The organism is Alsobacter sp. SYSU BS001988 (assembly GCF_054796215.1).
Genome location: NZ_JBTAMK010000002.1, coordinates 623163 through 634905, shown reverse-complemented (window position 1 = coordinate 634905; position 11743 = coordinate 623163). Strand labels below are relative to the sequence as shown.

At 60.5% G+C, this 11743-nt stretch carries 13 protein-coding genes; 8 read left to right on the top strand and 5 right to left on the bottom strand.

Features of this window, described 5'->3' with window-relative positions:
- Together ACYVO7_RS07095 and ACYVO7_RS07090 are read right to left on the bottom strand one after the other, a co-directional pair.
- Positions 1-1050: trypsin-like serine peptidase (locus ACYVO7_RS07095; RefSeq protein ID WP_460449115.1), on the bottom strand; the 1050-nt coding region annotated here is incomplete at its 3' end.
- Between the two features lie 263 nt (positions 1051-1313).
- Entirely contained in the window at positions 1314-1835 is a 522-nt protein-coding gene (locus tag ACYVO7_RS07090; protein ID WP_460449140.1) for an ATP-dependent DNA ligase, read from the bottom strand.
- Positions 1836-2035: 200 nt separating this feature from the next.
- Between ACYVO7_RS07090 and ACYVO7_RS07085 the strand changes: the two genes are divergently transcribed.
- Positions 2036-2641: a hypothetical protein gene (locus ACYVO7_RS07085; RefSeq protein ID WP_460449114.1), complete on the top strand. Its 606-nt coding sequence runs from the start codon at positions 2036-2038 to the stop codon at positions 2639-2641.
- Positions 2642-2696: 55 nt separating this feature from the next.
- Entirely contained in the window at positions 2697-3116 is a 420-nt protein-coding gene (locus tag ACYVO7_RS07080; RefSeq protein WP_460449113.1) for a hypothetical protein, read from the top strand.
- A 12-nt stretch (positions 3117-3128) separates the two neighbouring features.
- On the opposite strand, the gene ACYVO7_RS07075 is transcribed toward ACYVO7_RS07080, so the two are convergent.
- Positions 3129-3353: a hypothetical protein gene (locus ACYVO7_RS07075; protein WP_460449112.1), complete on the bottom strand. Its 225-nt coding sequence runs from the start codon at positions 3351-3353 to the stop codon at positions 3129-3131.
- A 186-nt stretch (positions 3354-3539) separates the two neighbouring features.
- Between ACYVO7_RS07075 and ACYVO7_RS07070 the strand changes: the two genes are divergently transcribed.
- The 4 genes from ACYVO7_RS07070 to ACYVO7_RS07055 all read left to right on the top strand — a co-directional run bounded on the left by ACYVO7_RS07070 (position 3540) and on the right by ACYVO7_RS07055 (position 7932).
- Positions 3540-3914 carry a response regulator gene (locus ACYVO7_RS07070; RefSeq protein WP_460449111.1) on the top strand — a complete coding sequence of 125 codons (375 nt, stop codon included), beginning with the start codon at positions 3540-3542 and terminating at the stop codon, positions 3912-3914.
- Between the two features lie 516 nt (positions 3915-4430).
- Positions 4431-5288: a flagellin N-terminal helical domain-containing protein gene (locus ACYVO7_RS07065; RefSeq protein ID WP_460449110.1), complete on the top strand. Its 858-nt coding sequence runs from the start codon at positions 4431-4433 to the stop codon at positions 5286-5288.
- A gap of 24 nt (positions 5289-5312) precedes the next feature.
- Positions 5313-6683 (top strand): GlcNAc-transferase family protein, encoded by a 1371-nt coding sequence (locus ACYVO7_RS07060; RefSeq protein WP_460449109.1) that lies wholly within the window; start codon positions 5313-5315, stop codon positions 6681-6683.
- Positions 6673-7932, top strand: coding sequence for a glycosyltransferase family 2 protein (locus tag ACYVO7_RS07055; protein ID WP_460449108.1), 1260 nt, complete (start codon positions 6673-6675; stop codon positions 7930-7932). Before ACYVO7_RS07060 ends, ACYVO7_RS07055 begins: the two co-directional genes overlap by 11 nt.
- On the opposite strand, the gene ACYVO7_RS07050 is transcribed toward ACYVO7_RS07055, so the two are convergent.
- Positions 7912-9045: a glycosyltransferase family protein gene (locus tag ACYVO7_RS07050; protein WP_460449107.1), complete on the bottom strand. Its 1134-nt coding sequence runs from the start codon at positions 9043-9045 to the stop codon at positions 7912-7914. The genes ACYVO7_RS07055 and ACYVO7_RS07050 overlap by 21 nt on opposite strands.
- Before the next feature lie 214 nt (positions 9046-9259).
- Here ACYVO7_RS07050 and ACYVO7_RS07045 point away from each other — a divergent pair, with 214 nt between their 5' ends.
- Together ACYVO7_RS07045 and ACYVO7_RS07040 are read left to right on the top strand one after the other, a co-directional pair.
- Positions 9260-10108, top strand: a complete 849-nt coding sequence (locus ACYVO7_RS07045; protein WP_460449106.1) for a flagellin N-terminal helical domain-containing protein — start codon at positions 9260-9262, stop codon at positions 10106-10108.
- A gap of 102 nt (positions 10109-10210) precedes the next feature.
- Positions 10211-10609, top strand: a complete 399-nt coding sequence (locus ACYVO7_RS07040) for a flagellar biosynthesis repressor FlbT (RefSeq protein WP_460449105.1) — start codon at positions 10211-10213, stop codon at positions 10607-10609.
- A 687-nt stretch (positions 10610-11296) separates the two neighbouring features.
- Here ACYVO7_RS07040 and ACYVO7_RS07035 read toward each other — a convergent pair.
- The gene (locus ACYVO7_RS07035) at positions 11297-11719 is read right to left on the bottom strand and encodes a DUF1236 domain-containing protein (protein WP_460449104.1); all 423 of its coding nucleotides are present in this window, start codon (positions 11717-11719) and stop codon (positions 11297-11299) included.
- Between the last annotated feature and the right edge of the window lie 24 nt (positions 11720-11743).

Sequence of the window (11743 nt, the reverse complement as noted above, 5' to 3'; positions counted from 1 at the left end):
GCCGACCTTGTAGCCGTAATCGGACAGGTCGACGAAGAGGCCGGCCAAGCCCGGGTCGACTTTGACGAACGCCGCCGACGGGGCTTGGTCGCTCGCAGGGGGTGAGTGCGCCTGAGCGGAGCTGTGCCCCTCCAGAACGCTCGTCCCCGCGAAACTCGTGCTCGCGCCGGCGGAGTACTCCTTGGCGGAATTCGGAATGGTGAGACCGCTCCCCGCGAAAGACGTGCTTGCCCCGCCGGGCGCGTACTCTTTGGCAGCGCTGGGGATTTCCAGCGCGCCCGCTCCCGCGAATGATGTGCTTAGGTCGGACGAGTATCCCTTGGCGACGCCCAAAACACCCGAACCCGCGAAGGATGTGCTCGCGCCGGGTGAAAACTCCTTGGCGAAGTTCGGAGCGGGCGGCACCAGCTGGTTGTTACCGCTGATCCACTTCTGCAGATCACTCCACTCACCATCGATACGATTGATCGCGCCACTGGTCGACAGCACTCCTACTACATGGCCATCGCGATCGACCAAGGGCCCGCCGCTCATACCATTGCCGACCGTATAGCCGCCCGTGGCGAAGTTGCCGGCACCAGTCAGAGAAACACCGCCTCCAAACTCGGGGTAACTTTCAACGAGCTGGTCATATCCCCACTTCCCTGGGTAGCCCAGCAAGTGATTGTATGAAGAAGGATCAGCTGACGGACGCATCTGGTATTCGCCGACCAGATCTCCCATGTTTTTCGAAATGCCGATTACCGCGAGGTCCCAAGCTGCCTGCTGGTCAGTTCGGACGTTGGGATCATGCGCAACATCGTAAAAATCGAGCTGCCATGAGCCCTCAGTAAAGCTGAATTCGGGATTGTAGGATGGGCCGTCCCGGTATGCAGCGTAGATGTCAACATCAACTACGTTGCCTTCCACGACGTGGGCAGCGGTCAGTATGTCGTTTGGGCCGACAAAAACGCCACTGCCTGCCATTCTAGAACCATCTGCGTAGGTGGTTACGATCTTGACGATGGGCCAATATGAACTGAGGGCATGGTCGGGATAGCCGACGCTCATCTTAACCTCCCGCTTCGGTAGCCCCCCGAACCTGCCCGTAACGGTGCTCCCTTCTTCAAGATACCAAGGTGTGAGATCACACGTGCCGGCGTCCCCGAGCCGCTACCCGGTTCAGACCTGGTCCCAGCCTTTCTCGGTCACGGAGCGAACGGCCAAGCCAGAGCCTTGCAAGACGTCCTGCTGCCAGAAAGCCGCAGCGATCTGTACGGGTGAGCTTTCGCGCTGAAAGGCTGCGACAACGATGACCGGGATGCCGCGCTGGATTAGCTCTCGACCAAGGCGGCCGTGCTGTCCCCTCTGCGCCCGGTCGACCCTTGGCGGATGTATCCGGGGCACTTCGACTTCCGCCAGGTCTGTGACCTTCCCGACCGGTAGGGGGCGTCCCGGCGCTTGCTGATGATGCCTTCCAAGCCCATGACGCAGGCGTGACGAAACAAGGCCTCGCCGTCCTCGTCGGTCGCATCCACGAACGCGACGCCATGCACGGGGACGGCCAGGAGCCGCTGCAGCCCGGCGCGGCGCTCATCGAGCGGCAGGGGGCGGAGATCCCGGCCGTCCAGCTCCAGGAGGTCGAAGGCCATGAGGATCGCGTGGCGCCCGCCGGCGGCTGAGCGGAGAGCGTGGAAGTCGTCGCGACCGTCGGGCAGCTGCGCTTCACCGTCGAGCACGCAGGAGCCACAGGGAAGGCTCAGGAGGCCCGTCGCGATCCTGGGAAGCCTCCCGGTCCAGTTGAGGGCGTTTCGGCTCCACAGGCGGCTTTCTGAGCCAGTACGCCGGCAGATCATCCGAAACCCATCATGCTTGGGTTGGTGAATCCAGAGCGGCCCCGACGGAACGCGCTCGGCCGGACAGGCCGAAGATGGCGCGATGAAGCCGGGGGGTGTGCGAAGCCTGCCCGGTGGAATGCGGGGACGAAACTGCATCCCGACTCGATTCCGGCAGGCCCGGGGAGTTCCATCGCTCCACCACGGATTGGAGCCTCGCCATGCGCCGCGGCTGGACATGCCATGCGGGCCACTACGCCTATATCGCGGCATTGGCGAGAGAGCGCATTCAACGGCTGGGGGTAGTTGGCCCGCATCGCCTCTGGACGTCAGACGAAGAGGAACTTCTGCTGAGCTTTGGCGACTATCGAAAGGCGTTTGGGCGCATACCCGGTCGAACAAGCAGAGGGATTCAGGTCCGCGCCAAAAAGCTCGGGATGGGCCTCACCAGATCCTCGCCAAAGCCGTGGACGCCCACTGAAATACGGGTACTTCGGCGGATATATCCGACCGGCACGAAGCAGGAGGTTCGTGACGGCCTTCCGGGTCGGAACCAGCACGCCATCTACGTGAAGGCGAATGCGCTACGCCTTCGGAAGCGCCTGCGCCCGCCCGGACGAGTTGGCGTGAAACTCTATGATCAAATCCGCCGCCGTGCGTTCGACATGAACATCAGCATGAAGGACTTGGACGATGCGACCGGCCTCGATGGGTTCTTCGGCCGGCGCAGAGAATACGATCTGCGGGTAATCAAGGTGCTACAAAAGGCGATGGACACCCTTGGAGGGCGGCTTGTCATTGAGTGGGAGGATGTGGGGTTCGGCTAGATAATTGGAAGACGCATAGCGGAACGCCTGGCCACTTAGCTTCCAGCTATAATGCGTGCATGGCAATGACCCGCCGCTTCCCGCCACCCTGGACGGTCCACCCCATGCCGGCGGGTTCCGCGTCGCCGACGCGAACGGCGCGTGGCTCGCCTACTGCTACGGCGACACCACAGGCTATCGGAGCACCGGGAGCGTGATGATGTCGCCCGACCAGGCGAGGGCGATGGCGGAGATGATCGCCAGCATGCCGGATCTTATGCACGGCGTTGGATCGGCGGCATTCCCGCCCGGGACGCAGGGGCCATTCTTCGTTGAGGACCGGAAAACCTGGTTCTCGGTCACCGACGCGAGCGGCATCAGGCTGGCGGCCATCTACCACAGCGACCCTGAAGCAGGCGGCCTGACGCCCGACGAGGCGCGGCGGATTGCTGTCGGGATCGCGCGACTGCCGGATTGGGTGGGACGACCGCAATAGACCCTGGCTAATTCAGGTTCGGTCTGGATCGTGCCTGATGTGCGTGGCTATGCCGGCGTCCTCGGCCGCCAGGGGGTGTCCGCCTTCCTGCGCTGAAGCCCGGTTCTCGGCCCGGTGGGCTAACTCCAGCCACTTCTCGGCCATGTCAAGCAGGAGCGCCCGCTCCTGATCATCGGCAGCGGCCTTCAAGCGCTCCATGCAGCGCTGCGCCCGCTCTCTGTAATGGCGTTCCGTCATAGCGTCTCCAGCGAGCGCCAAACGCTGACGTGCTGGCAAAGTTGCAGCGATCAGCCAACGCGCCATCCTACGGGCGACCGCCTTCAATCAGGATTTGCCTTAACCTAACTCAGAACGCATAGCTGCCCCGACGCGATAACTCTTGTATATGACTCGCATTCACGGAAGCGTGATCGCAGTGATGCGATGCGTAAAATGCAAGAAAATCGTACAGTCCTCATCGTTGATGACAGCCTGCTGTTCCGTTTCGTTCTGGCTGAAATGCTGGTCGATAATGGGTTCGACGTCGTCCAGGCCGGCGATGCTGTCGAAGCACTGGCGTGCATCGACAATCGGCCGGGGATCTCCGCTGTTATCTCTGACATCGATATGCCCGGAGAGATGGACGGCGTCGGCTTCGCCCGGGAAGTGCGCGAAGCTTGGCCGGATCTTCCCATCATCATGGTCTCAGGCTGCTTTGAGGCGCCGCCCGAGTTACCGGATGGCGTTCCCTTCCTGCCAAAGCCTGTTCCTGACCGGCTGCTGGTCGCGATGTTGAGGCAGATGATCCTGTCGAGCTAATTGGGTCCGCAGCGGGGCCGGGCGCCAGGGCGCACGAAAATGCCGCCATGAGTTTCCCCAAGGCGGCGTTCCCATCGTGCGGCTCCGAGGATCTACTCGCCAGTACGTCCGTGGTCGGACGAAAGCTCGGGCTATCTGCCGTAAGCACCATTTGAGACAACGCGGCGCGCGCATAAGGCAGGCCACTGCTCCCTCTTCCAATTGTTATCCTGATCAGGATTCAGCCATGGGCACCATCAACCCTCGCAACGAGCGCGCGAAGAGGCGCTATCTCCAGTGGCTTCGGGAAGCCAACCAGCGCAGCCAGGCATCCGTGGATGCCGCTGCCCAAGCAATCGCACAGTTCGAAAAGTACACGAGTTGTCGCGACTTCGGCCGGTTCCACCGAGAGCAGGCCGTCGGATTCAAGCGTCAGCTCCAGGAGCGGACTAGCCCGGTTACCAAGGCACGTTTCCGATTTGTTAACCTAAATCGGTAACATTAACGGAGAACCACTTTTCATCCGGGGCTCTCTGCATGGCAAATGTCGCACTTTCGGCGGGCATCCGCGACACCCTTCTTACTATCCAAAGGACCGCGGCGGCAGCTCAGGAGACGGAGAGTCGTCTGGCGACGGGCAAGAAAGTCAACAGCGCAGTAGACAACCCGCTGGCGTATTTCAGCGCCCTCAATCTCACGGACAGGGCCTCTGACCTGTCTAGCCTGCAGGATTCAATGCAGCAGGCCGTCAGAACGGTCAACGCCGCTTCCACCGGAATCGACGGCATGACCAAGCTGCTTCAAACGGCCCAGGGCATCGCGAGTTCGGCGGCTGCAACGACGGACACTACGACTAGGGCTTCGCTACAGACGCAGTACAACGCGCTCCTCGCCCAAGCAGACGAGCTAATGAAGAATTCAGGCTACGGCGGAATCAACCTTCTGAACGGCGACACACTGACGGTGAGTTTCGATCGGCAGGCCACCACAGCTACCCTGAGCGTGAACGCTAACGGCGGAACGGCCCTGACTGCTAGTGCGCTCGGGGTTACGACAAATGCTGTGAACGGCTGGAACAACAATGCGGCGACTGCCGGGGACACTACGGGCAACGCGGCGATCCAGACGCAGCTGACCAACTTGACCAAGGCTCTGGGAAAGTTGCGGGCCGAAGCCAGCGGGCTGGGCGCGAACCAAGCTATTATCACAGCTCGGCAGGATTTCACCAAGTCGATCATTGCTACTTTAAGGTCTGGTGCAGATGATTGGACGCTGGCTGACCTGAACGAGGAAGGTGCCAAGCTAACCGCCCTGAATACCCGCTCCCAACTGGCTCAAACAGCGCTTTCGCTCTCTTCCCAGCGCGATCAAGCTGTCCTCAGATTGTTCGGTTGATCGTGCCGCTTGGCCAGGTATCCCATGTCGCTCCAGTTTTCACGTGCCCTCGCCGACCCCACTCTCAATGGGCAGTTCGAAGGCGCCCGCGGCTTGCGGGCGCAGAGCGACCCTCTGGATTTTTCTCCGGAATGGGGCGTGGAACGTATCTTCGTTTCGATAGCCTCGTTCCGTGATGCAGACCTGAAAAACACGCTGACGGACCTCTTCGCGAAGGCATCGAGGCCTGAGCGCGTCACCGTCGGCCTCGTGCGCCAGATTGACCCCATCGAGGATCGCGAATTGGATCTGACTTCCGATCCGTATCGCGAGCGCATTCGAGAAGTGCGCGCAGACTGGCGCTTAAGCCGGGGAGTCTGCTGGGCTCGCTTTCTTGCCCAGGCTCTGTGGCGCGGCGAGGAATACTTTCTACAGATCGACTCCCACATGCGTTTCGAGCAAGGCTGGGACGACTTGGCAATCGCTGATCTGCTGGCTTGTCCCAGCGAAAAAGCGATCATCGCCTCTGCCTCGCCGCCTTTCCTGAGCCCGGGAGACGTGCTGTCGGACCTCTATCCAGGGCTTTTGCGCACGGACGGATTTCTGTCCGACGGCGCGATCCGCATCACCGGTGTCTGGCCGGCCTTCCCATTGGACCGACATCACCGGATGCCGTTCCTGATGGCTGGCGGTCTGTTCGCTAAGGCCTCCCTCGTGAATGAAGTTCCTTACGATCCGTATCAATGCTTCGCTCTTGAAGAAATTAGTTATGCTCTCCGTGCGTTCACGCACGGGTGGGATATCTTCTCGCCTGTCCAACGCATCATGTGGCATCAGTATCAGCGGAATAACACGCTTAGCCGCGGCTCTGATGACGATCCCAGCTATAAAGCTAAACAGCGGGAGAGGGACCGCCTCGCATATTTGCGTTTCGATCACCTATCAATGCACGGCCGCTGCGAGATCGCGGAAGCCGTAATGGACTTGGGCCTGTTCGGGCTCGGAGCGACACGGACGCTTGGTGAATTCGAGGATTTTTCCGGCCTCGACTTCCGCACCAAACGTGCGAGTGAATGGGCGGTCCGCGCCCGGTTCGTCGAAGATGTGCAGAGCTTGATCAAGTTCGCCGTGCCCGCGCTTGATTCGCCCCAGGGTGGAAAAGCCCGGCCAATGATGGCCGAAGGCGAGCGGCTGCTGAAAGTGACATTGCGCGGCTGGGAACATGCCAGACTCAGCAGCGAGATGGTGGATATGATCCGGAGCGTGCGTCAAGCCGCCGGAGCACCAGCTCTCCCGCAGGAGACCGAATCCAGACTGAACACGGACTTCCTGTCGTGGCACAAAGACGCGTTGGTCAGCGAGCTTGCCAAGCTTGCCTGGGGTCTATGGACGGCGGAGCAGGCCGATGCTGCGTGAGGCGGGGGTACCGACCGTATCCGTGAAAGGCAGTGGTGGGCTGGTCTCCGCCGCTTATCAACCCCCACTCTTGTCGGTCGTCTTGCCCACCTACGGCCGGCCGCACGTCCTGAACCGTTTCTTCAAACATCATCTGCCGATGCTCGATAGCCTAGATATCGACTACGAGCTCCTCGTCATGGACGACGCGTCGCCGGACGCCACGCCAGAAATAGTTCAATCGTGGGCGGCGGGGCACGAGCGGATCCGTTATCATCGGCACGCGACGAATCTCGGCTTTCGTTCTAATATCCTGAGCTGCCTTCGCGCGGCTCGCGGCGAGCTGGCTGTTTATGTCGGCAATGATGATCTCCTTATTGGAGAGACACTGAAAAAGCACATCGGCACAATGTGCGACGACCCCGGCATTGCGATGCTGCAGGCCCCCTGGTTCGTCCTTAATGAATACGAAGACAACACCATCACGGGCACTTCCTATCCTGTCGAGGAGCAAATCCGTTTTACTAAGGGTCAACAGGCGGCCTGCTTGCAGTTCATACTCGAACGCCACGTGTTTCCCGAGTGGTTCATCGTTAGGACGCGGGCGGCACGGCAGGTTTTCGCGCCTTTCGACAGCACAGCCTATCATTTCTTCGCTGCGTTGGCGCACGCTCTGGAGGCCGGCGATGTGCTCTTCGTGCCGGAGCCATTCGCTATCGTCACCGCAATCTCGCGCGGGGAGCAGGAACACGTCGGTAACTTGGAGACGTTATTCGGTTGGGACGAATATCGTGGCGGCCTTGAATATTTAGCGTCCTACGCCCGCAAGTCTGACGACTGGATCCGGCGCAAGCGGGACTTCGCCGAACGCGTGCAGCAGTTCGTGAATATCCGCATGGGCGTGGCGCTCCGCCTCCATTTGGGTCGGCGCAACTGGCTGACCAGTTGGCATCTCGACCGTCGCTTGCAGGGCCACGCTGTTGACGCGATCCATGGCGACACGAGGCTGGAGCTCTCGACCCTCGCCGCGCTCGAAGCCTGTGTCATCGAGGCGGGGCGGTTGGGCGCGCGATGCGTCGCTGCTCCCGAAGATTCATACGCCATTGTGCGCGAGGTAATAGCCCTGCCGCATGGGGTCACCTTGATGCGCGCCTCAGAGGTCACTGACTGGTCGGGCTGCGCCTTGATCCGGTCTAAAGGCGATCCTGTGAACGCCAACGCTGCGTGGGTTCTCGATCTCTCGGCCTATCTAGAGCGCTTCGCGGTCTGAAGCCGGCGCTGACTGCCACAGGCTTCGCGCCAGGTTTTCGGTTCGCGAAAGCCAGTTGTGCAAGCACCTGAATTCGGTCAGCGACTGTGGCTTAGCGGGATCCAACTGCAGCGCCAACGCTAACGCGTCTCGCGGCCTGGGCTCAACGAGATCATAGGTAAGGATGCGATCACGCCACGGCTGCAAACCGTCCAGAGCCTTATTGTCATTGGTCAGAACGGCGCAACCGGCCCCAAGAGCGGTATACACACGGTCGTGCAGCCCGTCGCTCCAGTTGGGGTCAAAATTGATGACGGCTGAATAACCGCTGGCGGTACGCGCAATCTGCTCGAACGAGATCGGGTCGATGAATCGGAAGCTTGGCACGGCATCGAAGTAATCGGACCAGCCTTCGCCGTAGAAGTCGAGCGGAAATCCCTTGAGTTGTTCGACCGTGGCCAAGCGGCGGCGCCTTTTCTCAAAGGAATCAAGATGCACGGCCAATCGTAGCATCTCTCGCGTAAACAGCTGGCGCACGTTTAAGTCGAGGGACTGGCACAGCGCCTCGGACACGTTCACGGATGATCCCGGGGTAAGCAGCGCATCTATCAGCCTCGACTCGAGATGCCGTGGCACCTCGTCGGGCCAATAGGCGGAAAGGACCTCTTCCACGTGGTCGTGGCGCACGGACGCGATCTGCTGGCCGATATTGGCGAACACAGCCGCACGTCCGTTGCGTGATCCCGAGTCAGGAGGCTGGTCCAGAAAGGCGGCGAACTGGAATGAAAGGACCTGCTTACCGATCAATTTCTGAATGATGCGACCATAGCTCATATCCGGACAGAGGAAGTTCAGGTGCGCGTCGGATGCCGCCTCTTGAATGAAGGAGCGAACGAACGCGAACTTCGCGAAATCGTAGATAATCGGGTCGAGCAGAAAGACGTAGAAGGGGCACGAAAAATAGCGATGCAGAGGCTGGTTGTCGACCATGGTTCCCAGAGGGATCGTGCCCATGCTTATCACGAGCTTTTGCTCGTCGGCGCTGGCCAGAGCGTTCCTGACCGCGACTGCATCCGTTGTGAATACCACGGACGCTTCTAGCCCAAGAAGCCCAAGCGCGTGCGCGAGCGCCATGCCTGGAAACTCCACGCAGCGGGCTGGGTGAGGCCAGACCAGGATCAGAGCCCGGTGTCTCAAATCTGCGCTCCTTCTGTTGGATGTAGCGACGCGTTCTGCGCTCTTTTTCATAGATGATTCACGACATTCCCACACTTGGCATTAACGGCCGAGGCTCCACGGTGGGCCAGCAGGCAAGAAGCCTCGCTCAATCTCAGAAGGAGAATACCTCATGGCTAACATTGCTCTTTCCGCCGGCATCCGCGACACCCTGCTCACGATTCAGCAGACCGCAGCAGCGGCCAGCCAAGCGCAGACGCGCTTGGCGACCGGCCGGAAGGTGAATTCTGCTGTCGACAACCCTTTGGCATATTTCGCCGCGGCGGATCTGACCAACCGGTCCTCAGACCTTTCTGGCCTGCAGGACTCCATGCAGCAGGCTGTTCGCACCGTCTCCGCGGCGACGACCGGCATCGACGGCATCACGAAGATGATGCAGACGGCTCAGGGCATCGCAAACTCGGCCGCTGCCACTACGGACGTGACCACGCGCGAAAGTCTCCGCTCTCAGTTCAACTCCCTGATGGATCAGGCGGACGAACTGATGAAGAACTCCGGCTATGGCGGCGTCAACCTGCTGAACGGCGATAAGACGACAGTCAGCTTCGATCGGCAGGCGGCCACGGCCACGTTGTCGCTTCAGGCTAACAGCGGCACCTCGCTCACGGCAAGCAATCTGGGGGTCGCTACCGCCGTCGCAAACGGCTGGTCAAACGGCGCGTCAGGCGACACCACTGGCGATGCGGCCATCAAGAGCCAGTTGACTAACCTCACCAAGGCCCTCACCACGCTTCGCACTGTGGCAAGCAGCCTCGGAGCCAATCAGGCCATTATCACGGCGAGGCAGGATTTCACGAAGTCCATGATCTCCACCTTACAGTCGGGGGCGGACGATTGGACGCTCGCAGATCTGAACGAGGAGGGAGCCAAGCTTACTTCGCTTAACACGCGCTCCCAGCTGGCGCAAACCGCCCTGTCGCTGTCATCGCAGCGCGACCAGGCCGTCCTGCGCCTCTTCTAACCCGTACTACACTCTAAGAATCAGAAGCGGTCGCGCCGGGCGCGGCCGCTTTACTGTTTGTTAACCAGATCGGCCGAGAATCCCGTTCAGAGGAGATGCAAAATGCCGCTGCGTATGGAGCTGAAGCCGCACGAGCGGATCATCATTGGGTCTATCGTGCTGACAAACGGATCGCACCGGGCTCACTTCACCATCGAAGGTGACGGCATGGCGATCCTGCGAGAGAAGGACATCATCTCGCCAGAGGACGCTGATACGTCGTGCAAAACCGTTTATGTAGTTCTGGAGCAGATCTACGTAGGCGATATCTCACCCGAAGAAGGCGAGCGCCGTTACATGGCTTTGGCCCGGGAAATAATGGCGGCTGCGCCGAGCACAGCTATCTTCTTTGCCGAAATCACGAAGATGCTGGTGTGCGGAGAGTTCTATAAGGCCCTAAAGTGCTGTCGCAAATTGATAGAGCATGAAGCGGTTTTGACTGGAGCCGTCGCGGCCGCTTGAACCGTTATTCCGAACGGCTGTTAATCCCGGGGCCTGAGACCTGAAGTTCTACTGGCCCTGCGTGAACGCCCGCGGATTTCGTCCCTGGTAGAGTGCGTAATAACCCCGAAGGATTTTCCGCAGCGGATGAACCGGGCACCAAGGCGTTCCAAAGCCGCGCGCAACTGACGAACGGTGTCGGATTGCGCGGCCGATAGAGAGTTCTCGTAATCATTAATTGTTTTCTTGTGGACGGGAAGCTGATCGGCGCGGCTTTCGTTGACCGCGTTTGCAAGATCCTGCTGGGAGAGTCCGAGCAGAAGGCGAGCCGCCTGGCATGCCGCGCCTGGCATCAAGTCGCTGGCGTCGAAAGGTATGAGCGGCAGTCCAAAGACGGGTTGGTCCTGCTCTGGCTCGAGATGAAAAAGCCGAAGTCCTGTAACGGTCCGCCACGCATCGCTCGCCTGATCATCTACCCGTTTTCCACTGGCGCGTCGCACGAGCCCCCCCCCCCAGAAAAGCACGCCTGTGACTTAGTACTGAAAGGTCGGACAGGCGTCCACCCTGGAGCAGCGCCGCCGTCCCAAGGCTGAGCGGCGGCTGCGGTGGTGCCCAGCGCGAGGCCGAGGGCTATCATAGCAATTCGTTTCATGGCAAATTTCCTTTGAAAACGAAGAGGGCGGCGGCATCATGCCGCCGCCTTTGGCACTAGTTGACGACCTCGATCACGCGACGGGTCTTGTTATCGACGATCACAGTGCGGTTGTTGACGACGGCGTAGTGCCAACCGGTGCGCTGCTTAGTTGTCGTAACGACCGTATCAGGCACTTCGTAAGTCTGGACGGCCTGGGGAAGTGTAGCTCCAACAACGACTTCCTGATCGTACGCGACGGAGGGACGCTTCTGTTCGACCACATATTGCTGAACACGCGGTCGATCAGCCGTGTCTAAGACGCCCCCGACGATAGCGCCGCCGACGCCACCCACGGCTGCTCCGATTGGACCGCCGACAATCGCTCCACCAACCGCTCCGGTGGCGGCCCCTGCCGCGACTCCGCTGTTCTGAGCGAAGCTCGTTCCGGACGTGAAGGCGGTCGCCGTAACGACGGCGACGAACAAGAATTTATTCATGTTGATGCTCCAGGGCACAGACGG